General features: G+C 72.8%; 22 protein-coding genes. 15 read left to right on the forward strand and 7 right to left on the reverse strand.

The genetic code is table 11. From position 1 onward, the window contains the following. Nucleotides 1–92 precede the first annotated feature (92 nt). From IF45_RS0115370 to IF45_RS0115380, 3 genes are all read left to right on the forward strand, one after another. Nucleotides 93–1,088 (forward strand): carbohydrate ABC transporter permease, encoded by a 996-nt coding sequence (locus IF45_RS0115370; RefSeq protein ID WP_003950378.1) that lies wholly within the window; start codon nucleotides 93–95, stop codon nucleotides 1,086–1,088. 14 nt (nucleotides 1,089–1,102) lie between these two features. After that, on the forward strand, nucleotides 1,103–2,038 hold the full coding sequence (locus tag IF45_RS0115375; protein WP_008417674.1) for a carbohydrate ABC transporter permease: 936 nt from the start codon (nucleotides 1,103–1,105) through the stop codon (nucleotides 2,036–2,038). Between the two features lie 85 nt (nucleotides 2,039–2,123). Beyond that, nucleotides 2,124–3,584, forward strand: coding sequence for a GH1 family beta-glucosidase (locus tag IF45_RS0115380; protein WP_008417672.1), 1,461 nt, complete (start codon nucleotides 2,124–2,126; stop codon nucleotides 3,582–3,584). Between the two features lie 139 nt (nucleotides 3,585–3,723). Here the strand turns inward: IF45_RS0115380 and IF45_RS0115385 are convergent, their stop codons facing one another. Both IF45_RS0115385 and IF45_RS0115390 read right to left on the reverse strand, forming a co-directional pair. After that, nucleotides 3,724–5,109: an APC family permease gene (locus IF45_RS0115385; protein WP_003950381.1), complete on the reverse strand. Its 1,386-nt coding sequence runs from the start codon at nucleotides 5,107–5,109 to the stop codon at nucleotides 3,724–3,726. 100 nt (nucleotides 5,110–5,209) lie between these two features. Next, nucleotides 5,210–6,628, reverse strand: coding sequence for a type III PLP-dependent enzyme domain-containing protein (locus IF45_RS0115390; protein WP_030307940.1), 1,419 nt, complete (start codon nucleotides 6,626–6,628; stop codon nucleotides 5,210–5,212). Between the two features lie 135 nt (nucleotides 6,629–6,763). Here IF45_RS0115390 and IF45_RS0115395 point away from each other — a divergent pair, with 135 nt between their 5' ends. The 3 genes from IF45_RS0115395 to hutI are packed head-to-tail and all read left to right on the forward strand — an operon-like array spanning nucleotide 6,764 to nucleotide 10,730. After that, nucleotides 6,764–8,044 carry an allantoate amidohydrolase gene (locus IF45_RS0115395; protein ID WP_008417668.1) on the forward strand — a complete coding sequence of 427 codons (1,281 nt, stop codon included), beginning with the start codon at nucleotides 6,764–6,766 and terminating at the stop codon, nucleotides 8,042–8,044. Continuing rightward, nucleotides 8,041–9,459, forward strand: coding sequence for a formimidoylglutamate deiminase (locus IF45_RS0115400; RefSeq protein WP_003950384.1), 1,419 nt, complete (start codon nucleotides 8,041–8,043; stop codon nucleotides 9,457–9,459). Before IF45_RS0115395 ends, IF45_RS0115400 begins: the two co-directional genes overlap by 4 nt. A gap of 50 nt (nucleotides 9,460–9,509) precedes the next feature. Further along, the gene (hutI, locus tag IF45_RS0115405; RefSeq protein ID WP_051720700.1) at nucleotides 9,510–10,730 is read left to right on the forward strand and encodes an imidazolonepropionase; all 1,221 of its coding nucleotides are present in this window, start codon (nucleotides 9,510–9,512) and stop codon (nucleotides 10,728–10,730) included. Between the two features lie 99 nt (nucleotides 10,731–10,829). On the opposite strand, the gene IF45_RS0115410 is transcribed toward hutI, so the two are convergent. Beyond that, nucleotides 10,830–11,795: an RNA polymerase sigma factor SigF gene (locus IF45_RS0115410; RefSeq protein ID WP_030307944.1), complete on the reverse strand. Its 966-nt coding sequence runs from the start codon at nucleotides 11,793–11,795 to the stop codon at nucleotides 10,830–10,832. A 241-nt stretch (nucleotides 11,796–12,036) separates the two neighbouring features. Between IF45_RS0115410 and IF45_RS0115415 the strand changes: the two genes are divergently transcribed. Together IF45_RS0115415 and IF45_RS0115420 are read left to right on the forward strand one after the other, a co-directional pair. Beyond that, nucleotides 12,037–12,405 (forward strand): STAS domain-containing protein, encoded by a 369-nt coding sequence (locus IF45_RS0115415; protein ID WP_010642918.1) that lies wholly within the window; start codon nucleotides 12,037–12,039, stop codon nucleotides 12,403–12,405. 254 nt (nucleotides 12,406–12,659) lie between these two features. After that, a complete protein-coding gene (locus tag IF45_RS0115420) occupies nucleotides 12,660–13,178 on the forward strand; it encodes an ATP-binding protein (RefSeq protein ID WP_003950388.1) in 519 nt (172 codons plus the stop codon). 760 nt (nucleotides 13,179–13,938) lie between these two features. On the opposite strand, the gene IF45_RS0115425 is transcribed toward IF45_RS0115420, so the two are convergent. Continuing rightward, a complete protein-coding gene (locus IF45_RS0115425; RefSeq protein WP_030307946.1) occupies nucleotides 13,939–15,429 on the reverse strand; it encodes a peptide MFS transporter in 1,491 nt (496 codons plus the stop codon). Nucleotides 15,430–15,957: 528 nt separating this feature from the next. On the opposite strand from IF45_RS0115425, the gene IF45_RS0115430 reads away from it, so the two are divergent. After that, nucleotides 15,958–16,635 carry a response regulator transcription factor gene (locus IF45_RS0115430; RefSeq protein WP_003950390.1) on the forward strand — a complete coding sequence of 226 codons (678 nt, stop codon included), beginning with the start codon at nucleotides 15,958–15,960 and terminating at the stop codon, nucleotides 16,633–16,635. Between the two features lie 52 nt (nucleotides 16,636–16,687). Continuing rightward, nucleotides 16,688–17,926, forward strand: a complete 1,239-nt coding sequence (locus IF45_RS0115435; RefSeq protein WP_030307949.1) for a sensor histidine kinase — start codon at nucleotides 16,688–16,690, stop codon at nucleotides 17,924–17,926. Between the two features lie 15 nt (nucleotides 17,927–17,941). Here the strand turns inward: IF45_RS0115435 and IF45_RS0115440 are convergent, their stop codons facing one another. Next, nucleotides 17,942–18,490 carry a GtrA family protein gene (locus IF45_RS0115440; protein ID WP_018895286.1) on the reverse strand — a complete coding sequence of 183 codons (549 nt, stop codon included), beginning with the start codon at nucleotides 18,488–18,490 and terminating at the stop codon, nucleotides 17,942–17,944. A 245-nt stretch (nucleotides 18,491–18,735) separates the two neighbouring features. Here IF45_RS0115440 and IF45_RS0115445 point away from each other — a divergent pair, with 245 nt between their 5' ends. The 3 genes from IF45_RS0115445 to IF45_RS0115455 are packed head-to-tail and all read left to right on the forward strand — an operon-like array spanning nucleotide 18,736 to nucleotide 21,594. Next, nucleotides 18,736–19,827: a 5-(carboxyamino)imidazole ribonucleotide synthase gene (locus IF45_RS0115445; protein WP_234373668.1), complete on the forward strand. Its 1,092-nt coding sequence runs from the start codon at nucleotides 18,736–18,738 to the stop codon at nucleotides 19,825–19,827. Beyond that, nucleotides 19,824–20,366 (forward strand): 5-(carboxyamino)imidazole ribonucleotide mutase, encoded by a 543-nt coding sequence (gene purE, locus IF45_RS0115450; RefSeq protein ID WP_030307951.1) that lies wholly within the window; start codon nucleotides 19,824–19,826, stop codon nucleotides 20,364–20,366. The genes IF45_RS0115445 and purE overlap by 4 nt, the downstream gene beginning before the upstream one ends. 10 nt (nucleotides 20,367–20,376) lie before the next feature. After that, nucleotides 20,377–21,594, forward strand: coding sequence for a dipeptidase (locus IF45_RS0115455; protein ID WP_010642907.1), 1,218 nt, complete (start codon nucleotides 20,377–20,379; stop codon nucleotides 21,592–21,594). A gap of 73 nt (nucleotides 21,595–21,667) precedes the next feature. Here IF45_RS0115455 and IF45_RS0115460 read toward each other — a convergent pair whose 3' ends face one another. Beyond that, on the reverse strand, nucleotides 21,668–22,024 hold the full coding sequence (locus IF45_RS0115460; protein ID WP_003950396.1) for a VOC family protein: 357 nt from the start codon (nucleotides 22,022–22,024) through the stop codon (nucleotides 21,668–21,670). 162 nt (nucleotides 22,025–22,186) lie between these two features. Between IF45_RS0115460 and IF45_RS0115465 the strand changes: the two genes are divergently transcribed. After that, nucleotides 22,187–22,738 (forward strand): TetR/AcrR family transcriptional regulator, encoded by a 552-nt coding sequence (locus tag IF45_RS0115465; RefSeq protein ID WP_008417648.1) that lies wholly within the window; start codon nucleotides 22,187–22,189, stop codon nucleotides 22,736–22,738. 13 nt (nucleotides 22,739–22,751) lie between these two features. On the opposite strand, the gene IF45_RS0115470 is transcribed toward IF45_RS0115465, so the two are convergent. Further along, nucleotides 22,752–23,774, reverse strand: coding sequence for an SMP-30/gluconolactonase/LRE family protein (locus IF45_RS0115470; RefSeq protein WP_030307954.1), 1,023 nt, complete (start codon nucleotides 23,772–23,774; stop codon nucleotides 22,752–22,754). Nucleotides 23,775–24,014: 240 nt separating this feature from the next. Between IF45_RS0115470 and IF45_RS0115475 the strand changes: the two genes are divergently transcribed. Then, nucleotides 24,015–25,823, forward strand: coding sequence for a flavin-containing monooxygenase (locus IF45_RS0115475; protein ID WP_003950399.1), 1,809 nt, complete (start codon nucleotides 24,015–24,017; stop codon nucleotides 25,821–25,823). Nucleotides 25,824–25,834: the final 11 nt, after the last annotated feature.

The raw sequence follows: 25,834 nt of genomic DNA on the forward strand, positions 1-25,834 counted from the left end.
CTCGCAGCGGTCCGGCGCCCCCTGCCTCCCCTGAGGGCGCCGGACCGGACCCCGACCGCCCACCCACCCACCCCCAGGAAGGACGCCTTCCGGTGGCCACCTCCACCTCGTCCCCCCAGGACCGCACGACCGGTACCGGCCCGCCGCCCGGCACCGACCCCGGTGTGAAGCGCCGACGGCGCGGTGCGCTGCTGCACCGACTGGACGTCAAGGGCGCGCCGTACGCCTTCATCGCACCGTTCTTCGTCGTCTTCGCGGCCTTCAGCTTCTACCCGCTCATCTACACGTCGTGGATCTCGCTCCACCGCGTGGAGCTCGCGTCCCTGGACTTCATGGAGTGGGTGGGGTTCGACAACTACCTGGCACTGGTGCGTGACGAGCGCTTCTGGAACGCGCTGGGCAACACCATCACCATCGGCGTCCTGTCGACCGTGCCGCAGTTGCTGATGGCGCTCGGACTGGCGCACCTGCTCAACTACCGGCTGCGCGGCTCGACGTTCTTCCGCGTCGCCAGCCTGACCCCGTACGCCACCTCGGTGGGTGCGGCCGCCCTGGTCTTCACCATGCTCTTCGAGCGCGACTTCGGGATGATCAACTGGGGCCTGAGCCTGTTCGGGTTCGAGCACCTGGACTGGGAGAACAACAAGTGGGCCGCGCAGGCGGCCATCTCCGTCATCGTCATCTGGCGCTGGACGGGCTACAACGCGCTGCTCTACCTCGCGGCGATGCAGGCGATCCCCCGTGACCGGTACGAGGCGGCGGCCATCGACGGCGCCTCGCGGTGGCAGCAGTTCACCAAGGTCACCGTCCCCGGCATCCGCTCCACCATCGTTTTCACCATCGTGCTGTCGACCATCGGCGCCACCCAGCTCTTCGGTGAGCCGCTGATCTTCGGGCAGGGGCCGAACGGTGTCACCGGCGGAGCCGACAACCAGTACCAGACGCTCGGTCTGCTGCTGTACGAGGAGGGCTGGAAGAGCTACCAGATGGGCCGGGCCGCCACGGTCGCCTGGGCGATGTTCCTGCTCCTCATCCTCGTCTTCGTCGTCCAACGCCTCGTCAAGCGCTTCGTCGCGCGCAAGGCCTGACCGGGAGATCCCCCATGACCACAGACAGCCTCCCGGTCCGGCCCCCGGACACGCCCGTGGCCCCGCAACCGGGCAGCGGCCCCCGGCCCGCCCCACGGCGCCGGCGGTTCTCCCTGCGCCCCAGCGCGGGCCGCCAGCACCACGCGGGCCCCCTCGCGTACGTCCTGCTCGGCCTGGCGTCGCTCCTCTCGCTCTTCCCGCTCTACTGGACCCTGGTGGCCGCCTCGTCCGACAACACCCGGGTCACCCAGACGCCGCCGCCGTTCCTCCCTGGCCCGCATCTGCTGGAGAACCTGGGCAAGGCGTGGCAGGACGCCGCGCTGGGCAAGGCCATGTTCAACAGCCTGGTCGTGGCCGGCGCGGTCGCCCTGTCCACCGTGCTGTTCGCGACGCTGGCCGGATTCGCCTTCGCCAAGCTCCGCTTCAAGGGCCGCAACATCCTGCTGATGCTCGTCATCGGCACGATGATGGTCCCGCCGCAGCTCGGGGTCGTTCCCCTCTTCATGATGATGACCGAGCTGGGCTGGGGACAGAAACTGCCCGCCGTCATCTTCCCCACCCTGGTCAGCGCCGTCGGCGTGTTCTTCATGCGGCAGTACCTCGCCGAGGCGCTGCCCGACGAACTCGTCGAGGCCGGGCGGGTGGACGGGGCGCACTCGCTGCGCATCTTCTGGAGCATCGTCCTGCCCGTCGCGCGGCCCGCGATGGCCGTGCTCTTCATGATCACGTTCGTGCACACGTGGAACGACTTCTTCTGGCCGTTCATCGTGCTCGACATGAGCAACCCGACCGTCCCCGTGGCGCTCACCCAGCTGAGCGCCGGATACGTCCGGGACCAGTCGCTGATCATGGCCGGCGCCCTGCTCGGCACGCTCCCCCTGCTCGCCCTCTTCGTCGTCTTCGGCCGCCAGATCGTCGGCGGCATCATGCAGGGCGCCGTGAAGGGATGAGTGCCCGCCGCCTCCCCGCGTCCGGGCCCCGCCGTCCACCCGAGGGCCCCGAACCCGCCCCGCAGCCCCGCTCGGAAGGAACCACGTGACCATCGCCCCCCGACGTCCCGCCACCGTCCCGCAGACCCCCGGCGTCCGCCACTTCCCGCAGGGGTTCACCTGGGGCACCGCCACTGCCGCCTACCAGATCGAGGGCGCCGCCTCCGCGGGCGGGCGCACCCCCTCCATCTGGGACACCTACGCGCACACGCCCGGCCGGGTGCGGAACGGCGACACCGGTGACGTGGCCACCGACCACTACCACCGCTGGCGCGAGGACGTCGAGATCATGGCCGATCTCGGGGTGAGCGCCTACCGGTTCTCCATCGCGTGGCCCCGTGTGCAGCCGACGGGCCGCGGCCCGGCGGTCGAGCGGGGACTCGACTTCTACCGCGCGCTGACCGACGCCCTGCTGGAGAAGGGCATCGAGCCGGTCGCCACCCTCTACCACTGGGACCTGCCCCAGGAGCTGGAGGACGTCGGCGGCTGGCCCGGCCGCTCCACCGCCGGCCGGTTCGCCGACTACGCCACCCTGGCGGCGCGTGCCCTCGGGGACCGGGTGAAGACCTGGATCACCCTCAACGAGCCGTGGTGCAGCGCCTTCCTCGGCTACGCCTCCGGAGTGCACGCGCCGGGCCGCACCGAACCCGTGGCGGCCCTGCGCGCGGCGCACCACCTCAACCTGGCGCACGGCCTGGCCGTCCAGGCGCTGCGCGCCGAGCTCCCCGCCCGCGCCGAGGTGGCCGTCACCCTCAACATCCACCACGTGCGGGCCCGGACGGAGTCCGCCGAGGACCTCGACGCGGCCCGGCGCATCGACGCGCTGGCCAACCGCGTCTTCACCGGGCCCCTGCTGGAGGGGAAGTACCCCGCGGACCTCCTGGAGGACACCCGGACCCTGACCGACTGGTCCTTCGTCCAGGACGGGGACCTCGCCACGATCCACCAGCCGCTCGACTTCCTGGGCGTCAACTACTACACGCCCACCCTGGTCTCCGCCGCCACCGGCGAGGGCGGGCACGGCTCCGACGGCCACGGGGCGAGCGAGCACAGCCCGTGGCCCGGCGCCGGCCACGTGGCCTTCCACCGCCCGCCCGGCGACACCACCGCCATGGGCTGGGCGGTCGACCCCAGCGGCCTCTACGACCTGCTGCTGCGCCTCAAGGCCGACCAGCCGGACCTGCCGCTGATGATCACGGAGAACGGGGCCGCCTTCGACGACTACGTCAACCCGGAGGGCGAGGTCGTCGACCCGGAGCGCATCGCCTACCTGCACGGTCACCTGACCGCCGTGCACCGGGCGATCGAGGCGGGCGTCGACATCCGCGGCTACTTCCTCTGGTCCCTCCTGGACAACTTCGAGTGGGGCTACGGGTACAGCAAGCGCTTCGGCGCCGTCCACGTGGACTACCCGACGGGCACCCGGACCCCGAAGTCGAGTGCGCGGTGGTACGCCGAGGTGGCCCGCACGGGCGCCCTCCCGGCCGAGGCCGGGCCGGGCCGGTGAGCGAGCCGTAGCGCCCCGGCGGAGCCTGGGGGTCGTGGGGGCGCTCGGGACTGCGGTAGCCGCGGGAGGCGTGGTGAGGGCCCGCGGCCACCGCTGTCCCCGGTCCGCCCGGGACCACGGGGAAGGCCAGCGGCGGGACTCAGCCCCGCTCTCCGCGCAGGACCAGCTTGTTGAGGCCCCAGAGGCCGATGCCCAGCAGCAGGAGGACGCCGGCGCGGATGTAGACGTCGGCGGGGCGGTCGGCGAGGGGGCTGGCGAGGACGAGGGCGGTGAGGGCGCCGAGGACGGGGAGGGCGGTGGGGGTGCGGAAGTGCGGGTGGTCGACGCGGTCCTTGCGGAGGACCAGGACGGCGATGTTGACGACGGCGAAGACGCAGAGGAGGAGGAAGGCGGTGGTGTCGCCGAGGCCCTCGATCTCGCCGGTGAGGACCAGGCCGAGGGCGAGCAGGGTGACGAAGACGATGCCGACGACGGGCGTGCGGCGCTTGGGCAGGACGCGGCCCATGGCGCGGGGCAGGATGCGTTCGTTGGCCATGCCGTAGCAGAGGCGGGAGGCCATCATCATGTTGATCAGGGCCGAGTTGGTGACGGCGAAGAGGGCGATCAGGGCGAAGAGCTGGGGCGGGAACTGGACGCCGCCCGCCTTGACCACTTCGAGGAGCGGCCCGTCCGAGCCGGAGAGGGTGCCGGGGTCGACCAGGAGCGAGGAGACCAGCGCCACCAGGATGTAGATGGTGCCGGTGACGGCCACGCCGATGAAGATGGCACGCGGGAAGGTGCGGGTGGGGTCCTTGGTCTCCTCGGCCATGTTGACCGAGTCCTCGAAGCCGACGAAGGCGAAGAAGCCGAGCGCGGTGGCGCCGAGCACGCCGGTCATCAGGGCGAAGCCGGTCCCGCTCGACTCGAACTCGACCAGCCGGGACGGCTCACCGCCGCCGGTCAGCACGGCGTACGCGCCGATGCCCAGGATGATGGCGAGGCCGCTGAGTTCGACCAGGGTCAGGACGACGTTCATCTTGACCGACTCGGCGACGCCGCGGAGGTTGACGGCGGCGAGGATCAGCACGAAGGCGACGGCGATCAGGGTGGGCGGCAGGGCGCCGGCGGTCAGCTCGCTCATGTAGTCGCCGCTGAAGGCGAGGGCGGCGGCGCTGGCCGAGGAGAGGCCCGAGCACATCACCATGAAGGCGATGATGAAGGTGAGGAAGGGGACCTTGAACGCCTTCTGGGTGTAGAGCGCCGCCCCGGCCGCCTTCGGGTACTTGCCGACCAGTTCGACGTAGGAGGCGGCGGTCAGCAGCGCCACCACGAAGCCGATCGCGAACGGGACCCAGAGCGCGCCGCCGACCTTACCGGCGACCTTGCCGGTGGTGGCGTAGATGCCGGTGCCGAGGATGTCGCCGATGACGAAGAGGATCAGCAGCTTGGGGCCGATGGCCCGTTTGAGGGACGGCTCCCCGGCCGGGGAACCGGCCTTCTCCTCGGGCGGGTTGCCGGGGGCTCCGGCGGGTCGGGTGGCGTCCATGGGTCCTCCCCCTGGTGAGTGATGGAGGCTTCCTTACCCGCACCCGACCCGCACAAGCACCTCAGATCCCGGCCTCGGAAGGGCAATTCAGGTCAGGCCGTCAGAGATCCGCCAGCCCGGTGAGGCCGTCCCGGTGGGCCTCGCCGCCCTCGGCGACGATCTCGGCCACCGTCTGCGCCGGCCGCACCGTCGCGAACCGCACCTCCGGCTCCTCGCCGGCCGCGCCCGGCCGCTCCGTCCAGCCGTGCACGGCCGGCCGGGGCAGGCTGTTGTACGCGTAGTGGTGGGCGAAGTAGTACGCCCCGGTGTCCAGGGCCGCCGCCCAGTCGCCCGGGTGCAGCCGCGGCATGGTCTGCCCGGTGGCGAGCAGGTCGCCGGCGAAGCAGGCGGGGCCCGCCACGTCCTGGACGACGGTGTCGCCGGTGCGCGGGCGGCCCTCGGCGTCGAAGGCGGCGATCCGCAGCGGCCAGGACTCGGGGTTGTAGACGGTGCGGGTGGCGACCTGGACCCCGGCGTGGGTGACGGCGATGGGGCGCTCACCGGCCGACTTGGTGTACTCGACCCGGGCCAGGACCGTGCCGTGCTTGGCCAGCACCGAGCGGCCGAACTCGGTGACCAGGCCGTACCGGCCGTCGAAGAGGCCGGGCACGGTCTTCCTCAGCAGGGCGGCGTAGGCGGCGTGGCTCGGGTCGTCCGCGTCGGAGTGGAAGTTGACGGGGAGGCCGCCGCCGATGTCGAGGGTGTCGATCTGCTTGCGCCCGGCCGCCTCGTTGATCTCCTCGGCCAGGTCGTACAGGGCGCCGAGTCCTTCGGCGAGGAGTTCCAGCGGCATGCCCTGCGAGCCGGAGTGGGCGTGCAGCCGGGTGAGCCAGGGGCGGGCGGCGTAGGCGCCCAGGACCCAGTCGCGGGCGCCCGGATCGCGCAGCGCCACGCCGAACTTGGAGGTGGGGGTGGCGGTGGAGAGGGCACCGATGGAGCCGCCGCCGACCTGAGGGTTGACGCGTACGCCGACGGGGGAGGAGGGGGTGGCGCCGTCCAGGATGGCGTCGAGGCGTTCGAGTTCCTGCGGGTTGTCGGCGTTGAGGGCGACGCCCAGGCGCAGCGCCTCGCGGATCTCGGCGGGGGTCTTGGCGGGGGAGTCGAGGACGATCCGCTCCGGCGGGATACCGGCGGCGGTGGCTAGGGCGAGTTCGCCGGGGGAGGCGACCTCGGCGCCCAGTCCCGCCTCGGCGAGGAGCCGCAGCACCGGTACGAGCGGGGTGGCCTTGACGGCGAAGGCGTGCAGGACCGGGGTGCCGGGGGCGGTGACGGCGTCGAAGGCCGCGTGCAGGGCGGCGGCGGTGGCGCGGATGCCGTCGACGTCGAGGAGCCCGGCGATCGGCTCGTCCGGGCCGACCAGGCCCTGGGCGACGGCGGCGCGGACGGCCCGGTCGCGGCGGGCGGCGCGCGCCGCCGGCTCGTTCGCCCCGGCGTCGGCGCTGTCCGGGAGGTGGCTGAGGTCGTATCGGTGATCACCCATGAGGGCCAGGCAACCATCGCGACGCGCCCGTGGCCAGGGCACCGGGGCTGACGCCCCCGCTCTGACTAGCTATATTCAGCGGAACGGCTCGTGAATGAACAGGGTGCGGGCCGGCCCCCTCCGGAGGAGACCCCTGTGTCCCACCCCCGCCCCGCGAGCCCGACCGGCACCGCCCGCCAGACCCCCGACTTCCTCACCATGTGGCGCGATCTCGCCCCCCTCGGCCGCCACGCCACGAGCGGCGGCTACCGGCGCTACGCCTGGGGCGGCGCCGACCGCGAGTGCCGCGCCTGGTTCCGCGAACAGGCCGAACTGCGGGAGCTGGCCTACGAGGTCGACCGCAACGGCAACCAGTGGGCCTGGTACGGCGTCCGGGGCTGGGCCGAGGCGGGCCCCGGCGAGGCCGTCGTCACCGGCTCGCACCTCGACTCCGTCCCCGACGGCGGCGCCTTCGACGGCCCCCTCGGCGTCGTCTCCGCCTTCGCCGCCCTCGACCGGCTCCTGGCACGCGGCGCCGTCCCCACCCGCCCCCTCGCCCTGGTCAACTTCGGCGACGAGGAAGGCGCCCGCTTCGGCCTCGCCTGCGTCGGCTCCCGCCTCGCCACCGGCCGCCTCACCCCCGCCGACGCGGCCCTCCTGCGCGACGCCGACGGCATCACCCTGCCCGCGGCGATGGAGGCCGCCGGCTACGACCCGGACACCCTCGGTCCCGACCCCGACCGCCTCTCCCGCATCGGCGCCTTCGTCGAACTCCACGTCGAACAGGGCCGCTCCCTCGACCTCACCGGCGACCCGGTCGGCATCGCCGGCTCCATCTGGCCGCACGGCCGCTGGCGGTACGACTTCCACGGCGAGGCCAACCACGCCGGCACCACCCGCCTCGGCGACCGCCGCGACCCGATGCTGACCTACGCCGGGACCGTCCTGGAGGCCCGCCGCGAGGCCGAACTCGCAGGCGCCGTCGCCACCTTCGGCAAGGTCGCCGTCGAACCCAACGGCGTCAACGCCATCCCCTCGCTGGTCCGCGGCTGGCTCGACTCCCGCGCCCCCGACCAGGCGAGCCTGGACGCCGTCACCAGCGCCGTCGAGGCCGCCGCCCGCACCCGCGCCGCCCGCGACGGCATCTCCCTCGACGTGGTCCGCGAGTCGTTCACCCCCGTCGTGGAGTTCCACCGCGCCCTCGGCGCCGAACTCGGCCGCATCCTCGACGCCCCCGGTATGCCGCCCGTCCCCGTCCTCGGCACCGGCGCCGGACACGACGCGGGCATCCTCGCCGACTCCGTCCCCGCCGCCATGCTCTTCGTCCGCAACCCCACCGGCGTCTCCCACTCCCCGGCCGAACACGCCGCCGAGGACGACTGCCTCGCCGGCGTCGAGGCCCTCACCGACGTCCTGGAGGGACTCGCGTGCGTGTGAACACCTACTGGCTGGAGCACGCCTGGCTCGGCGACCGCGTCGAGAGCGGCGTCGTCGTCGACCTCGTCCCGCCGGACGCCCCCGGTCCCGTCCCCCTCGACGAGGAACTGGGCGACGGCACCCGGGCCCCCGGCCCCGTCCCGCCCGGACACCTCCTCGCCGTCCGCACCGGGGTCCCCGCGCCCCCGCCCGGCGCCGTCCGGCTGCCCGGCCTCACCCTGCCCGGCCTCGCCAACGCCCACTCGCACGCCTTCCACCGCGCGCTGCGCGCCACCGTCCAGGTCGGCTCCGGCACCTTCTGGACCTGGCGCGAGACCATGTACCGCTTCGCCGCCGCCCTCACCCCGGACAGCTACCACGCGCTGGCCCGCGCCGTGTACGCCGAGATGGCGCTGGCCGGGATCACCGCCGTCGGGGAGTTCCACTACCTCCACCACCAGCCCGACGGCCGCCCCTACGACAACCCCAACGCCATGGGCGAGGCGCTGATCGCGGCCGCCGCCGACGCCGGCATCCGGCTCACCCTGCTCGACACCGCCTACCTCTCCTCCGGCTTCGGCGCCGCACCCGACCGCCACCAGCGCCGGTTCAGCGATTCCACCGCCGACGCCTGGGCCGAGCGCGTGAGCCTGCTGCGCGGCGACAGCCACACCCTGATCGGGGCCGCCGTCCACTCGGTCCGCGCCGTCCCCGCCGGTCAGCTCGCCACCGTCGCCGACTTCGCCCGCCACCGGGACGCGCCCCTGCACGTCCACCTCTCCGAGCAGCGCGCCGAGAACGAGGCGTGCCTCGCCGCCACCGGCCGCACCCCCACCCAGCTCCTCGCCGACCACGGTGTCCTCGGCCCGCGCACCACCGGCGTCCACAACACCCACCTCACCGACGAGGACATCACCCTCATCGGCACCAGCGGGACCGGCACCTGCATGTGCCCCACCACCGAACGCGACCTCGCCGACGGCATCGGCCCCGCCCCCCGCCTCCAGCGCGCCGGCAGCCCGCTCAGCCTCGGCAGCGACAGCCACGCTGTCATCGACCTCTTCGAGGAGGCCCGCGCCCTCGAACTGAACGAGCGGCTGCGCACCCGCACCCGCGGTCACTGGACCGCCGCCGCCCTGCTGCGCGCCGCCACCGCCGACGGCCACGCCGCCCTCGGCCGCCCCGAGGCGGGCAGCCTCGCCCCCGGCGCCCCCGCCGACCTCACCACGCTCGCCCTCGACACCGTACGGACGGCCGGGGCGCCGCCGCTGCTCGGCGCCGAGACCGCCGTCTTCGCCGCGAGCGCCGCCGACGTGACGCACGTCCTGGTCGGCGGGCGGGTGATCGTCCGCGACGGCGTCCACGTACGGCTGCCCGGGACCGGGCGGGCGCTCGCCGAGGCGGTGGCCGCCGTCCGGGACGGGGGCGGCCGGTAGCCGCCCCCCTCGTGCAGTCGTCAGCAAGTCCCCTGTCGGAGAAGGTGGTTGTGGTGCAGAGCAGTACGTACGGGAACGGTGGCGGACAGGGCGGGTCGACGGCGGTGGTGGGGATCTCCTCGCTGGTGACCAACGACCCCGCGCAGGGCGACGGTTCGCCGCTCGGGGTGATCCGGGACGCCGCCCTCGTCATCGAGGGCGACCGGGTCGTGTGGACGGGGGAGGGGGCGCGCGTCCCCGCCACCGACCACGTCGTGGACGCGGGAGGGCGGGCCGTCGTCCCCGGCTTCGTCGACTCCCACTCGCACCTCGTCTTCGCGGGCGACCGCACCGAGGAGTTCGCCGCCCGGATGTCCGGCCGCCCGTACAGCGCCGGAGGCATCCGCACCACCGTCGCCGCCACCCGGGCCGCCAGTGACGAGGCGCTCTCCGCCAACGTCGCCCGCTACCTCGCCGAGGCGCTGCGCCAGGGCACCACCACCTTCGAGACCAAGTCCGGCTACGGCCTCACCGTCGAGGACGAGGCCCGCGCCCTGCGCGTCGCCGCCGCCCACACCGACGAGGTCACCTACCTTGGCGCCCACATCGTCGCCCCCGAGTACGCCGACGACCCCGCCGCCTACGTCGACCTCGTCACCGGCCCCATGCTCGACGCCTGCGCGCCCCACGCCCGCTGGGTCGACGTCTTCTGCGAACGCGGCGCCTTCGACGGCGACGCCGCCCGCGCGATCCTCACCGCCGGACGCGCCAAGGGCCTCGTCCCGCGCATCCACGCCAACCAGCTCGGCCACGGCCCCGGCGTCCAGCTCGCCGTCGAACTCGACGCGGCCAGCGCCGACCACTGCACCCACCTCACCGACGCCGACGTGGACGCCCTCGCCGCCGGGAACACCGTCGCCACCCTGCTGCCGGGCGCCGAGTTCTCCACCCGCGCCCCCTGGCCGGACGCCCGCCGGCTGCTCGACGCCGGGGTCACCGTGGCGCTCTCCACCGACTGCAACCCCGGCTCCTCCTTCACCTCCTCGGTCCCCTTCTGCGTCGCCCTCGCCGTCCGCGACATGGGGATGACCCCCGACGAGGCGCTCTGGGCGGCCACCGCGGGCGGGGCCGCCGCCCTGCGCCGCGAGGACGTGGGCCGCCTGGAGCCCGGCGCCCGGGCCGACCTGGTCCTCCTCGACGCGCCCAGCCACGTCCACCTCGCCTACCGGCCGGGGGTGCCGCTGGTGGCGGGCGTCTGGCGGGCCGGGGAGCAGGCCGTCCCGCTGGGCTGACCGGGGACGCCCCCCCCACACGCGGCAGGGCCCGCCTCCCCGAGGGGAAGCGGGCCCTGCCGAAGCCTGTGTGCGGGTGGCGCGGCCGTGCGGGGCCGGTCACTCCACGACCGTCAGCCCCTTGCGCAGCCGGTTCAGCGTGCGGGTCAGCAGACGGGAGACGTGCATCTGGGAGATCCCCAGCTCCTCGCCGATCTCCGACTGCGTCATGTTGGCGGTGAAGCGCAGCGAGAGGATGCGGCGGTCGCGGGCGGGCAGCTCCGCGATGAGCGGCTTGAGGGACTCGACGTACTCGATGCCCTCGATGCCGTGGTCCTCGTACCCGATGCGGTCGGCCAGCGCGCCCTCGGAGTCGTCCTCCTCGGGCTGGGCGTCGAGCGAACTGGCGGTGTACGCGTTGGACGCCGCCATCCCCTCGACGACCTCCTCCTGGCTCAGGCCCAGGCGGTCGGCCAGCTCGCGCACGGTCGGCGCGCGGTCCAGCTTCTGTGCCAGCTCGTCCCCGGCCTTCGCCAGGTCCAGCCGCAGCTCCTGCAGGCGGCGCGGGACCCGCACCGACCAGGAGGTGTCGCGGAAGAACCGCTTGATCTCGCCGATGATCGTCGGCATGGCGAACGTGGGGAACTCCACGCCGCGGCTCAGCTCGAACCGGTCGATCGCCTTGATCAGGCCGATCGTGCCGACCTGGATGATGTCCTCCATCGGCTCGCTGCGGGAGCGGAAGCGGGAGGCGGCGAACTTCACCAGGGCGAGGTTCAGCTCGACCAGGGTGTTCCGTACGTAGGCGAACTCCGCGGTGCCCTCCGCCAGCGTCTCCAGCCGGGCGAAGAGGGTCTTGGAGAGGGCGCGGGCGTCCAGCGGCCCCACCTTGTCGTACGCGGGGATCTCCGGCAGCTCGTGGCCCGGATCGTCATAGGGGAGGTCGTCGGCGGCCATGGCCGCCGCGGAGTCCTCGTGCGTTTCCTGGGTTTCCCCGGCGCTGTCGGCGGACAGGTGTGCGAGTGGGGCGGTCGACGCCGTCAGGCGGGTCTGCGCGTCGAGCTGGGGTGACATGATGTCCTCCATCGTTCTCGGCATATGGCTGCCGATGCCAATACGTGCACTGAAGGTGTGCGGCGCCTCCGAAGCCGGCCGTGTCGAATGGGTGCTCCTATAGCCCTACCGAATCCCCTGACCAGGTCGCAAGTGAGCTTTGTGGCTAAATGTCCGTTTTCCAGGGCTGGTTCGGGTACCGGACGACCTGGTGAGGGCGTAGTGTTCGAGGGCGTCAGTCAGTAGTCAGGACGGGTCGGAAATGAGTAACGGCATGGACCGCCAGACGGTCGGCAGCACCCCACGGGGCCGGCTCCGTGTAGACGTCCGCAACGAGGGCAGCAGTGCCGTGGTGACCCCGGCGGGTGAGCTGGACCACCACACCGCCGATCTGCTCCGGGAGCCCCTCGAAGAGGCCGTATCCCAAGGCAGGGCGCGTCTCGTCGTCGACTGCTCACAGCTGGAGTTCTGCGATTCCACCGGGCTCAACGTCCTGCTCGGCGCCCGCCTCAAGGCGGAGGCTGCCGGGGGCGGGGTCCATCTCGCCGCGATGCGGCCGGTGGTCGCACGCGTCTTCCAGATCACCGGGGCCGAGGCGGTCTTCACCGTCCACGACTCCCTCGAGTCGGCCCTCGCCGACTGACCCCCCGGGCCTTCTTCGCCGCCGGGACCAGGATTTATCCCACAGTTGCGCCGCCGTGACCGACGCGTTACCAGTGTCACAGGCAGGTCGCGAAATACGTGGGTGTTCTCACGGTCACTTCGGGCAGGAGAGACCCTGGACGCGTCGCTCGGACCAACGGGCGGCGCGCCAGAACCCCCTATAAGTTCCTTTTATGTTCCGCAGGATCGACCAGGCACATCGTTGAACTGGCGAATCGGTGAGGTGAAGCGCTGATGAGCACCACCCGGCCCTCTCTGCCGGGCGACCGCGGCCCCGAGACGGACGCGAACGTCGCCCAGGGGCCCCTGGCGCCCGTGGAGCGCCTGGTGCGCAAGCTCGGGCTCGCCGACGCCACCGGCATCGTCCCGATGGCCCGGGACTTCACCCGGCAGGCCCTCTACGACTGGGGCTGGCTGCCGGCGCCCGACGCCGAGCGCAGGGCCGCCGCCGAGGATGTGCTGCTGGTCGTCTCCGAGCTGGTCACCAACGCGTGCCTGCACGCCGACGGGCCCCAGGAGTTGCGCGTGGGCGCGCAGGGCAAGGTCCTGCGACTGGAAGTCGCCGACAAGGGGGCCGGTGAGCCCGCTCCCCGTACCCCCCACCGGGCCGGGCGGCCCGGCGGCCACGGCATGTTCATCGTCCAGCGCCTCTGCCTCGACTGGGGCGTCCTCCGCGTCCCCGGCGTCCCCGGCAAGACCGTCTGGGCCGAACTCGCGGCCCCGGACGACCTGGGCGCCGCTGCGACGTCCTGACGGCGGGCCTCAAACGCCGGCCGGGCTCGATCTGTGGCCTCAAACGCCGGCCGGGCTGAGATGGGCTGGGGTCCGGCTCCACACACCGGTTCAGGATGGCCTCAAACGCCGGCCGGGCTGGAACTGTGGCCTCAAGCGCCGGCCGGGCTGGAACTGTGGCCTCAAGCGCCGGCCGGGCTGGAAGTTACGGCCTCCAGCGTCGGCCGCCGGGCTGGAAGAACGTGGCCTCCAGTGCCGACTGGTCCTGGCCGTGTGCTCTCCAGAGCCAACCGGGCTCGGAAACTGTGCCCTGAAGTCAGGCCGGGCTGGAAGAGCTGTCCCCGGTGCCGCCTGTCTCGACTCGAAGGCTTCCCCGATTGCCGAGGGGCCGGCCTCCAGGGCTGGCCGCGTCTGAGGTCGTTCTAGGCCGGAACGGGCCCGGGGAGCCGGGGCAGGACAGATGCCCGCAATACCCAGCCCGGCCGGCGTTTGAGGCCATCCTGAACCGGTGGGTGGGACCGGAGGTCAGCCATAAGTCAGCCCGGCCGGCGCTTGAGGCCACAGTTCTGAGCCTGGCCGGCGTTTGAGGCCACAGAGTTTCCAGCCCGGCCGGCGCTTGAGGCCACCCCTCCCAGCCCGAACGGCGCCTGAGTCCCGCAGCGGGCCCATGGGCGCGGCCCAGCGACCCCTCAGCCCCGGCCCTCCGGGCCGGAAAAGCCCCGAGCCCCGCGACCTGGCCGGCAGGCCAAGTGCGGGGCTCGGGGTGTGAGGTGGGGCGAGGTCAGTGGATCTCGCCCATGAGGGACTTGACCTTGCGGCGGTACATGAAGATCGCGAAACCTCCGACCACGGCGAGGGCGGCCTCGAGGGCGACGACGCCGGTGCGGTTGAGGTCGACCCCGGAGTCGGAGAGGAGGCCGGTGACACTGTCGCCGGCGGTCACCGCGAGGAACCAGACGCCCATCATCTGGGAGGCGTACTTGGCCGGGGCCATCTTGGTCGTCACCGACAGTCCGACGGGCGAGAGCATCAGCTCACCCACGGTCTGGCAGAAGTAGATGACCACGAGCCACCACGGGTTGACGAGCGACCCGTCGGAGCTGGCCGTCAGCGGCAGCAGGAAGACGAAGAAGGAGATGCCGACCAGCGTCAGACCACCGGCGAACTTGGTGATCGTGCTGGGCTCCTTGCCCTTCTTGTTCAGGTAGAGCCAGATCCAGGCGAAGACCGGCGCGAGCGCCATCACCAGGATCGGGTTGACCGACTGGAACCAGGAGACCGGGAACTCCCAGCCGAACACCTGGTTGTCGACCTTGCCGTCGGCGAAGATCGCGAGGGTCGAGCCGCCCTGGTCGTAGATCATCCAGAAGACGGCGGCGGCGATGAAGAACCAGACGTAGGCGGAGAGCTTGGACTGCTCGGTGCCGGTCAGTTCCTTGTCGCGCTTCATCCGGCCCAGGACCATGATCGGGATGACCAGGCCGAGGATGGTGAGCGGGACGGTGGCCCACTTGATGGTGAAGCTGCCGGAGAAGCCGACGATGCCGTAGAAGACGACGGCGATCAGCAGCCAGATCAGCGACTTGCGGATCACGTTGTTCCGCTCGTCGGAGCTGAGCGGCTTCGGCACCTCGGAGGAGCGCGGGCTCAGGGTCTTGCCGGCCAGCAGGAACTGGAGCAGGCCCAGACCCATGCCGAGGGCGGCGAGGCCGAAGCCCCAGTGCCAGCCGACGTTCTCACCGACGGTGCCGATGACCAGCGGCGCGGCGAAGGCACCGATGTTGATGCCCATGTAGAAGACGGTGAAGCCGCCGTCGCGACGGGGGTCGTTGGGCCCGTCGTAGAGGTGACCGACCATCGTGGAGATGTTGGCCTTGAGGAGGCCGGAGCCGATGGCCACCAGGACCAGGCCGACGTAGAAGACCGCGTCGCCGGGGAGGGCGAGGGTCAGGTGGCCCAGCATGACGATGGAGGCCGCGATGGCGACCGTCTTCCGCGGTCCCCAGTACCGGTCACCGAACCAGCCGCCCGGCAGGGTCAGCAGGTAGACGGTGGCCATGTAGACGGAGTAGATGACCGTGGCCGTCGCCGCGTCGAGGGCGAGTCCTCCGGGCGCGATGAGGTACAGCGGGAGGAGGGCGCGCATGCCGTAGTAGCTGAAGCGCTCCCACATCTCTGTGAGGAACAGTGTGGCCAGTCCGCGGGGGTGGCCGAAGAAGGTCTTCTGCGATCCGGGGTTGCCGGCCGCGTCCTTCGTCAGGCTGGACGCCATGGGTCGATCCTTGTGGGTTCGGGACGCGCGGCTGCGAGAGCGGATACGCGCCCGGTGGGGGGTTCGGCCGGCACCGGCGTCGTCCTCCGTCCCAGTTCCCCCACGCCCAGGGGTCCTGACCTCGCGGAGTCCGTGAGGCGGGGGACGGCGACACCGGGATCCACACCCCGTCCGCCACCACCGCCTCCGGGTCCGCGCGGGATCTCGGGGCAGGGGCGGCCGGGGCCCGGCCACAGGTCATTCCTTTCAGGGCCGGACGGAACCGGCCCGCACACAAAAGTGACCTTCAGCCCGCATAGCAGGCCAAAGGTCCTCATGTAGTGCTACAGGCGTCTCGCCACCATACGTCATGACTATCTGGACTATGGAAGAGCTTGAGAGATGGATCACAGGTGAAGGAGGTGTCGAACGCCTCAATCGAAGGTGAATGGATCATTCCATCGCTGCCTTGCAGGGTACGCCCCGGGCGGGCGCGCAGCAGGGGCGGAGCCCGGGCGGGGCCGGGGCCGCGCGGACTACCATCACCCCATGACCCGTGTACTGCTCGCCGAGGACGACGCGTCCATCTCGGAGCCCCTGGCCCGCGCCCTGCGCAGAGAGGGATACGAGGTGGAAGTCCGCCAGGACGGGCCCACCGCCCTCGACGCCGGACTGCGAGGCGGTGTCGACCTCGTCGTCCTGGACCTGGGACTGCCCGGCATGGACGGCCTGGAGGTCGCCCGCCGGCTCCGTTCCGACGGCCACACGGTTCCGATCCTGATCCTGACCGCCCGCGCGGACGAGGTGGACACCGTCGTGGGCCTCGACGCGGGCGCCGACGACTACGTCACCAAGCCGTTCCGCCTCGCCGAACTGCTGGCCCGGGTCCGGGCCCTGCTGCGGCGCGGCGCCGCCGAGCCGCCCCAGCCCACCGCGACGCACGGCGTGCGGATCGACGTCGAGTCGCACCGGGCCTGGATGGGCGACGAGGAACTCCAGCTCACCGCCAAGGAGTTCGACCTGCTGCGGGTCCTGGTGCGGGACGCGGGCCGGGTCGTCACCCGCGACCAGCTGATGCGCGAGGTCTGGGACACCACCTGGTGGTCCTCGACCAAGACCCTCGACATGCACATCTCCTGGCTGCGCAAGAAGCTCGGCGACGACGCGGCCAACCCCCGCTACATCGCCACCGTGCGCGGCGTCGGCTTCCGCTTCGAGAAGTCCTGAACCCCCGAGGACCTCTGCCCCGCCGAGGCCCCCTGATCGCCCGAGGACCCCAGTGCGCCGCCGTCTGATCAACTCCACGCTCGCCGTGGTCCTCGTGGTGATCGCCGTCTTCGGCGGCACGCTGGTGATCGTGGAGACCCGCACCATCACCAACAGCGCGCAGGAGAGCGTCGAGTCCGAGGCGCTGCGGCTCGCCTCCATCGTCGACAGCCGCCTGATCAGCGAGGAACGCATCAGCGCGGGCCTGCTGCAGGACCAGATCGCCGCCAAGCGCTACGCCCGGATCGACATCCCCGGGCGGGCCGCCATCGAGATCGGCGAGCGCCCCGACGGGGACGTCATCGAGGCCCGCGCCACCGGCGAGGAGGGCGAGTCCGTCCTGGTCCAGGAGCCGCGCGCCGCCGTCACCGGGGAGGTCGGCCGTACCCTGATGATCATCGGCGGGGTCGCGCTGCTCGCCGTGGTCGCCGCCGTCCTCCTCGCCGTCCGCCAGGGCAACCGGCTCGCCGCGCCCCTGACCGACCTCGCCGAGACCGCCGAACGCCTCGGCTCCGGCGACCCCCGGCCGCGCCACAAGCGGTACGGGGTGCCCGAGCTGGACCGGGTCGCCGACGTGCTGGACGGGTCGGCCGAACGGATCGCCCGGATGCTGACCGCCGAGCGGCGCCTCGCCGCCGACGCCTCGCACCAGCTCCGCACCCCGCTGACCGCCCTCTCCATGCGGCTCGACGAGATCACCCTCACCGAGGACCTGGAGACGGTCCGCGAGGAGGCCACCATCGCGCTGGCCCAGGTCGAGCGGCTCACCGACGTGGTCGAGCGGCTGCTGACCAACGCCCGCGACCCCCGTACCGGCTCGGCCGTCGCCTTCGACCTGTACGAGGTGGTCAAGCAGCAGCTGGAGGAGTGGCGGCCCGCCTACCGCTCCGAGGGGCGGGCCATCGTCTGCTCGGGCCGCCGCGACCTGCGGGCCGTCGCCACCCCGGGGGCGGTCGCCCAGGTGCTGGCGGCGTTGATCGAGAACTCGCTCATGCACGGCGGCGGCACGGTCGCGCTCAGGACCCGGGTGACCGGGAACCAGGCGGTGGTCGAGGTCGCCGACGAGGGGTCCGGCGTCCCCGCCGACCTGGGCGCGCGGATCTTCGAGCGGACGATCAGCGGCCGCAACTCGACCGGGATCGGGCTGGCGGTGGCGCGGGACCTGGCCGAGGCGGACGGCGGGCGGCTGGAGCTGCTCCAGCCGCAGCCGGCGGTCTTCGGGCTCTTCCTCTCCCGGGCGCCCGAGGACTGAGCCGGGCGGCCGGGCTCAGCTCCGCCCGGCGGAGGTGCCCGAGGCGACGGGCTCGCGGACGGGTTCGGCGGCCTGCTTCGCCGCGCGGACGGCGGCCGGGGCGCGGAAGACCCAGGTGCGGTAGGACCAGAAGCGGAACAGGGTGGCCACGCCGATGCCGGCGAACTTCAGGACGTTCGACTCCAGCCGCCCGTCGAAGCCCAGGCCGTAGGTGCCGGTGTAGAGGATGCCGTTCTCGATGACCAGGCCGATCACGCTGAAGGCGAGGAAGAGCGACATCTCGCGGGTCCGGCCGCCCTTGTCGCGGTCGCGGTAGGTGAAGTAGCGGAACCCGAGGTAGTTGAAGACGATCGCCACCACCGTGGCGAGGACGCTGGCGCGGACCACCTGGAGTTCGGTCAGGTGGCGGACGAGGTTGAAGACGGCGAGGTTGACCAGGACGCCGGCGCCGCCGACCGCGCCGAACTTCGCCACCTCGCGGACCAGCCGCCGGACCCGCTCCCGGAGCGCGGAGGCGCCCGGCGCGGTGGCGGCGGGCGTCGGTTCTCCCGGTGCAGGACTCATGTACGGGCTCAGCCCCTGTCGCTCGTCGTCGGTACCGCCGGTGCGTCGGGCGGCCGGGCTTTCCGTGGCCGCGTCAACCCGGTCATGCTAACCACCGCGCTTCTGCCCCGTCCTGGGGTGTCGACGCGCTGTCCGGACGCCGTCACGCCCAGTGCGCGACTCCGGGGTCCGGCGCGAGGGCCGATACCCTGGACCGCGTGACGTTTCCGGTAGTCGGCATGGTCGGCGGTGGACAGCTCGCGCGCATGACGCACGAGGCAGGCATCCCGCTCGGCATCAGGTTCAAGCTCCTCAGTGACACTCCCCAGGACTCGGCGGCCCAGGTCGCCGGTGAGGTCGTCGTCGGCGACTATCGCGATCTGGAGACACTGCGCGCCTTCGCGCGGGGCTGCGATGTGATCACCTTCGATCACGAGCACGTCCCGACCGAACACCTACGGGCCCTGGAGGCGGACGGCATCCCCGTCCGCCCCGGGCCCGACGCGCTGGTGCACGCCCAGGACAAGGGGGTGATGCGGGCCCGCCTGACGGAGATCGGCGCGCCCTGCCCCCGCCATCGCATCGTCGCCGATCCGGCCGATGTGGCGGCCTTCGCCGAGGAGGGCGACGGCTTTCCCGTCGTCCTCAAGACGGTGCGCGGCGGGTACGACGGCAAGGGCGTGTGGGTGGTCCGCTCCGAGGCGGACGCGGCCGAGCCCTTCCGCGCGGGCGTCCCGGTCCTCGCCGAGGAGATGGTCCCCTTCCGCCGTGAGCTGGCCGCCAACATCGTCCGCTCCCCGCACGGGCAGGCCGTCGCCTACCCGGTGGTCGAGTCCCGCCAGGTCGACGGGGTCTGCGACACGGTGATCGCCCCCGCTCCCGGGCTCTCCGAGGAGCTGAGCGGGCAGGCGCAGGAGCTGGCGCTGCGGATCGCCGACGAGCTGGGCGTCGTCGGCCACCTCGCCGTCGAGCTGTTCGAGACCGAGGACGGCCGCGTCCTCGTCAACGAGCTGGCGATGCGCCCGCACAACTCCGGCCACTGGACCATGGACGGCGCGGTCACCTCGCAGTTCGCCAACCACGTCCGCGCCGTCCTCGACCTGCCGCTGGGCGACCCCCGCCCGCGCGCCCCGTGGACCGTGATGTGCAACGTGCTGGGCGGCGACTACCCCGACATGTACGCCGCGTACCTGCACTGCATGGCGCGCGACCCGCAGCTGAAGATCCACATGTACGGCAAGGACGTGAAGCCCGGCCGCAAGGTCGGCCACGTCAACACCTACGGCGACGACCTGGACGCGGTGCTGGAGCGCGCCCGGCACGCTGCCGGATACCTCAGGGGAACGATCACCGAGTGACCGCACACACCAGCCAGAACCCCGTCGTCGGCATCGTCATGGGCTCCGACTCGGACTGGCCCGTCATGGAGGCCGCCGCCCAGGCCCTCGACGAGTTCGAGCTGCCCTACGAGGTCGACGTCGTCTCCGCCCACCGCATGCCGCACGAGATGATCGCCTACGGCGAGCAGGCGGCCGGACGCGGGCTGAAGGCGGTCATCGCCGGGGCGGGCGGCGCCGCCCACCTGCCCGGCATGCTCGCCTCCGTCACGCCGCTGCCGGTCATCGGCGTGCCGGTGCCGCTGAAGTACCTCGACGGCATGGACTCGCTGCTCTCCATCGTGCAGATGCCCGCCGGGGTCCCGGTCGCCACCGTCTCGGTCGGCGGCGCCCGCAACGCCGGGCTGCTGGCCGCGCGCATCCTCGCCGCCCACGACGAGGAGCTGCTCAGCCGCATGAAGGAGTTCCAGCGCGAGCTGAACGAGCAGGCCACCGAGAAGGGCAAGCGGCTGCGCGCCAAGACCGCCGGCGGCCCGGCCGGCTTCGGCTTCGGAAAGTGAGGCGGAGGACGTGACGAGCACCCCCACCGGACCCGTACCCAACGCCGAACTCCTGCCCACGGCACTGGAGTTCCTCGCCGAGCACCCCGTGGTCGACGGCCACAACGACCTGCCGTGGGCGCTGCGTGAGCAGGTCCGCTACGACCTGGACCGGCGTGACATCGCCGAGGACCAGTCGGCCCACCTGCACACCGACATCGCCCGGCTGCGGGCCGGCGGGGTCGGCGCGCAGTTCTGGTCGGTCTACGTCCGCTCCGACCTCGGCGGCGACGAGGCGGTCAGCGCCACCCTGGAGCAGATCGACTGCGTCGACCAGCTCCTCGCCCGCTACCCGGCGGACCTCGCGCCCGCCGAGACCGCCGACGCGATGGAGAAGGCGCGCACCGAGGGCCGGATCGCCTCCCTCAAGGGGGCCGAGGGCGGCCACTCGATCAACAACTCGCTGGCCACCCTGCGCGCCCTGCACGCGCTCGGCGTCCGCTACATGACGCTCACGCACAACGACAACATCGCGTGGGCCGACTCCGCCACCGACACCGAACGCCTCGGCGGGCTCTCCGCCTTCGGGCGCGAGGTGGTGCGGGAGATGAACCGGACCGGCATGCTGGTCGACCTGAGCCACGTCTCGGCCGGGACCATGCGGGACGCGCTGGCCACCAGCGAGGCGCCGGTGATCTTCTCGCACTCCTCGTCCCGCGCGGTCTGCGACCACCCGCGCAACATCCCGGACGACGTGCTGGGCCGGCTCCCCGCCAACGGCGGCGTCGCGATGGCCACCTTCGTGCCGAAGTTCATCCTCCCGGCCGCCGTCGAGTGGACCCTGCGCGCCGACGAGAACCTGCGCGCGCACGGCCACCACCACCTCGACACCGGCGAGGAGGCGATGGCCCTGCACCGCGCCTTCGAGGCGGCCCACCCGCGCCCCGTCGCGACCGCCGCCACCGTCGCCGACCACCTCGACCACATGCGCGAGGTCGCGGGCGTCGACCACATCGGCATCGGCGGCGACTACGACGGGACGGCCTTCACCCCGGCCGGCCTGGAGGACGTCGCGGGCTACCCGAACCTCGTCGCCGAACTGCTCAGCCGCAACTGGTCCACGGCCGACCTGGCCAAGCTGACCTGGGGCAACGCGGTCCGCGTGCTCCGCGACGCCGAGGCCGTCTCGCGCGACCTCGCCGCCCGGCGCGGCCCCTCCAACGCCACCCTGGAGCAGCTCGACGGCTGAGCCGCCCCCGTGGCCGTACGGCCGTACGCGAGAAGCCCCCGCCCTCACCGGCGGGGGCTTCTCGCCTTCCCGCTCACTGGCGGCAGAGGCAGAACGGGTGGCCGGACGGGTCGGCGTAGACGCGGAACGAGCGGTCGGGGCGGGTGTCGAGCGGGCGGGCGCCCAGCGCGAGGACCTGGCTCTCGGCGGCCTCCAGGTCGGGGACGTTCAGGTCGAGGTGGAACTGCTGGGAGTTGTCGGGCGAGGGCCAGGTGGGCGGGACCATGTCCGGCGCCTCCTGGAAGGCGAGCTTGACGCCCGGACCGTGCAGCTCGACCCAGTAGTCGGCGGGCTGCTCCACGGTGCCGCCGAGGATCGCCTGGTAGAAGGTGGCGAGGGCCAGCGGGGCGGGGGTGTCCAGGACGACCACGTCGAGGGTGGCGATGGGCATGGCGGGCTCCTCGTGGGGCGGGGACGGCGGGAGGCGTGCGGTGCGTCGCCGCCATCATGGTGTTACCGGTAGCGCCTTTCAAGAGGTAACGCGCCCCGGAGTGTCGGACCGGCCTATCCTTCCGGGGTGACAGAACCGACCGGGCCCGCGACGCGGCACCGCGTGAACCAGGGGCCGCGGGCCGCCGCGCGCAACCGTGCCGCGCTGGTCGCCGCCGCCCGGGAGGTCTACGCGGAGCTGGGGCTCGACGCCCCGATGGCCGAGATCGCGCGGCGGGCCGGCGTCGGACAGGGCAGCCTCTACCGGCACTTCCCGGACCGGGACGCCGTCGTCGCCACCGTCCTGGAGGAGAACGTGCTCCAGGTCGAACAGGCCGCCGCCGCCGACGGCGCCACCCTCGCCGACGTGCTGGCCGTCCTGACCTGGCACCTGGTGGAGTCGGCCGCCTTCATCGGGCTGCTGCGCGCGGAGTACGCCACCGTCCGCCGCGAGGAGCTGGGCCGGGCGGGGGAGCTGGGCGAGCGGGTGGAGCGCGCCCTGCGCGGGGAGCTGCGCGACCGGGGCCCGCTGCCCGCCGGTTCCCTGATGCTCGCCGTCGCCATGGTCTCCGGCGCCGTCACCGGCCCCACCCGCGAGGACCGCGAACGCCGGGCGCTGGAGGCGTGGGCGCTCCTCGGGGTCGAGGTGGGACCGGTACGGCCGTTCCCCGGCTGACCGGGGCGGCGGGTCAGCCGCCGTTGGACTGCCGGATGCCCTCGGCCAGGGCGTCGAAGGTGTACACGTACCCGCCCGCCGGGCCGCTCACCGTCAGGTAGGCCCGGGTGCCGCCCGGGGTGATGGCGACGTTGGTGGCCGATTCCAGCCCCCGGTGCCGGGCGGGCACCTCGACGGTGGCCAGCCGTGCGCCGTGCCGGTCGTAGACGGCCATCGCGGCGCGGCCGTGCAGCCCCTGGTAGAGGTTGCCGTCGGTGTCCACGGCGATCGAGTCGGTCTGGGCGAGGCCGCCGTCGACGCGGATCGCGGTGTGGCGGGAGGTGACCTCGCCCTGGTCGTCGAGGCGGAGGTAGGAGATCCGGTTCTCGGTCAGCTCGCTGAACCACAGGCCCCGGTACTCGGCGTCGAAGGAGATGCCGTTGGTCGCGGCGAGCTGGTCGGCGAGGACGGTGGCCTTCTTCCCGTCCCGGCTGATCCGGACGACGCGGCCCTCGGCCGTCCCCTCGCTCAGGCCGCGCGAGTCGCTGACGTAGAGGTTGCCGCTCCGGTCGAAGGCGAGGTCGTCGGGGTGCATCGCCGCGCCGTCGACCTTCCCCGTGAAGAAGACCTGGCGGTCGCCGCCGCCGGGGGCGAGGCTGACGATCTCGCCGTGGGCGTAGTCGGTGAGGTAGATCCGGCCGTCGTGCGGGCTGTACTGGGCGGAGGTGTACGCGCCGCGCTCGTCGGTGTGGAAGGGCGTGCCCTTGCCCGTCCTCACGTCGACGCGGATCATCTTGGGCTCGCCCGCGGGGGCGGTGACGTCGACGACCAGGAGGCGGCCCTTCGCGTCGAGGAGCGGGCCCTCCAGCAGGGTCATGCCGGTCTGCTCGTGCGGCTGGGTGAGGCGCGCGAGGCGCTTGGCCGTGATGGTGCGCTCGGCGGGGCCCGCGGCGGCGGGGCTGTCGTCGGCGAGGCCCTGCTGGGTACCGCAGCCGGTGAGGGCCAGCGTCGTGAGGGCCGCGATTCCGGCCAGGGAGCGGAGCGTGGTGCGTCGCATGGGGGGAGGTCACTTCCTGTCGGCTGGCGGGAGGTGCCGCACGCGTCGTGTTCGCTTCCGCGAAGAGGTCCGGCGCCCGGCCGGCGGGCCCTTCGAGAGGCGGCACCCAGCAACCGGACAGCACTGTCCGGTTGCGGTGTACGGTAGTCGACACTCCGCCCCCGCCGCGGCCCGGCCCACCCTCCACGCTCCGGCCCGCGGCGCGGAGCACACCCCCAACAGAGCGAGGAACCACCCCACATGACGCTCCCTCACCCCGTCACCGAGGCAGAGATCGCCCAGCTCAGGAAGCGGTACCGGCAGGAACGCGAGCGGCGCGTCCGCCCCGACGGCACCCGCCAGTACCAGGGGGCCGAGGCGGAGTTCGGCTACTACGCCGCCGACCCGTACGCCGGTGCGATTCCCGAACGCGACCCGCTGAACGACACCGTCGACGTGGCGGTCGTCGGCGGCGGCTTCGGCGGCATCCTCGCCGGGGCGCGGCTGCGCCGGCAGGGCGTGGAGCGCGTCCGCATTGTGGAGACCGGCGGCGGCTTCGGCGGCACCTGGTACTGGAACCGGTACCCCGGCGTCCACTGCGACATCGAGTCGCACGTCTACCTGCCGCTCCTCGACGAGACCGGCTACGTCCCCGAGTGGAAGTACGCCCCCGGCGAGGAGATCCGCCGCCACGCGGTGCGCATCGCCGAGCAGTTCGGCCTCGGCACCCACGCCCTGTTCTCCACCACCGTCACCTCACTCACCTGGGACGACACCGCAGAGGAGTGGCTGATCACCACCGACCGGGACGACGCCTTCCGCGCCCGTTACGTGATCACGGCGACCGGCACCCTCTCGGAGCCCAAGCTCCCCGCCCTCCCGGGCATCGAGAAGTTCGCCGGCCACACCTTCCACACCTCGCGCTGGGACTACGGCTACACCGGCGGCACCCCGGACGGCGGCATGACCGGGCTCGCCGGAAAGCGCGTCGGCGTCGTCGGCACCGGCGCCACCGGCGTCCAGGCCATCCCGAAACTCGCCGAGGACGCCGGACACGTCTACGTCTTCCAGCGCACCCCCTCCTCCGTGGACGTACGCGGCAACCGCCGCACCACCCCCGAGGAGGTGGGCGCCGACCGCGAGGGCTGGGCCCACGAGCGCCGGGAGAACTTCCTGCGCATCGTCTCCGGCGAACAGGCGGAGACGGACCTGGTCGCCGACGGCTGGACCGCCTCCGCCGCCCTGCTGGAGAAACTCCTCCCCAGCTTCCGCCGCGAGGGCGACCCCGCCACCTTCGAAGCCGCCTACGAGGCGGCCGACGCCGCCAAGATGAACCAGCTGCGGGCCCGGGTCGCCGGCGAGGTCACCGACCCCGCCACCGCCGAGAAGCTCCAGCCCTGGTACCGGTACGCCTGCAAGCGCCCCGCCTTCTCCGACGCGTACTACCCGGCGTTCAACCGGGAGAACGTCACCCTGGTCGACACCGCCGACACCCACGGCATCGAGCGCCTCACGGAGGACGGCGTCGTCGTCGGCGACACCACCTACCCCCTGGACTGCCTGATCTTCGCCACCGGGTTCTCCGTCGGCGTCTCCGGCGTCCTCTCCGGCAAACTCCCCGTGCTCGGCCGGGGCGGGCGCTCCCTGCTGCACGCCTGGGGAGAGCGGGGGCCGCGCACCCTGCACGGGTTCACCAGCAACGGCTTCCCCAACCTCATCCAGCTCGGCAGCATGCAGAACGCCAGCAGCGTCAACTTCACCCACATCCTCGACGAGCAGGCGCTCCACGCGGCCGCTCTGATCGCCGCCGCCGAACAGGCCGACGCGGTGCTCGAACCCTCCCGCGAGACCGAGGACGCCTGGCTCGCCGCGATCCGCGAGGGCGCCCCCGACCACGAGTGGTTCCACGCCGAGTGCACCCCCGGCTACTACAACCGGGAGGGAGGCGGCCGCCCCAACCCCGCCGCCTACCCGCACGGCGCCGTCGCCTTCCACGCCCTCCTGCGGCAGTGGCGCACCGACTCCGTCGCGGAGATCCTGACCCCCCGGACCACGCCCACGACCCGGTAGCGGGTTCGACT

It is taken from the genome of Streptomyces albidoflavus (assembly GCF_000719955.1).
Taxonomy (GTDB): Bacteria; Actinomycetota; Actinomycetes; order Streptomycetales; family Streptomycetaceae; genus Streptomyces; species Streptomyces albidoflavus.

Bases quoted from the DNA above. Each gene is read 5' to 3' on its own strand.
- IF45_RS0115440 (WP_018895286.1), bottom strand. From the start codon at position 18,490: ATGAGTCCTGCACCGGGAGAACCGACGCCCGCCGCCACCGCGCCGGGC.
- IF45_RS0115415 (WP_010642918.1), top strand. From the start codon at position 12,037: ATGGACCGCCAGACGGTCGGCAGCACCCCACGGGGCCGGCTCCGTGTA.
- IF45_RS0115385 (WP_003950381.1), bottom strand. From the start codon at position 5,109: ATGGACGCCACCCGACCCGCCGGAGCCCCCGGCAACCCGCCCGAGGAG.
- IF45_RS0115390 (WP_030307940.1), bottom strand. From the start codon at position 6,628: ATGGGTGATCACCGATACGACCTCAGCCACCTCCCGGACAGCGCCGAC.
- IF45_RS0115445 (WP_234373668.1), top strand. From the start codon at position 18,736: ATGACGCACGAGGCAGGCATCCCGCTCGGCATCAGGTTCAAGCTCCTC.
- IF45_RS0115470 (WP_030307954.1), bottom strand. From the start codon at position 23,774: ATGCGACGCACCACGCTCCGCTCCCTGGCCGGAATCGCGGCCCTCACG.
- IF45_RS0115460 (WP_003950396.1), bottom strand. From the start codon at position 22,024: ATGCCCATCGCCACCCTCGACGTGGTCGTCCTGGACACCCCCGCCCCG.
- IF45_RS0115375 (WP_008417674.1), top strand. From the start codon at position 1,103: ATGACCACAGACAGCCTCCCGGTCCGGCCCCCGGACACGCCCGTGGCC.
- IF45_RS0115475 (WP_003950399.1), top strand. From the start codon at position 24,015: ATGACGCTCCCTCACCCCGTCACCGAGGCAGAGATCGCCCAGCTCAGG.
- IF45_RS0115425 (WP_030307946.1), bottom strand. From the start codon at position 15,429: ATGGCGTCCAGCCTGACGAAGGACGCGGCCGGCAACCCCGGATCGCAG.
- IF45_RS0115420 (WP_003950388.1), top strand. From the start codon at position 12,660: ATGAGCACCACCCGGCCCTCTCTGCCGGGCGACCGCGGCCCCGAGACG.
- IF45_RS0115430 (WP_003950390.1), top strand. From the start codon at position 15,958: ATGACCCGTGTACTGCTCGCCGAGGACGACGCGTCCATCTCGGAGCCC.
- IF45_RS0115410 (WP_030307944.1), bottom strand. From the start codon at position 11,795: ATGGAGGACATCATGTCACCCCAGCTCGACGCGCAGACCCGCCTGACG.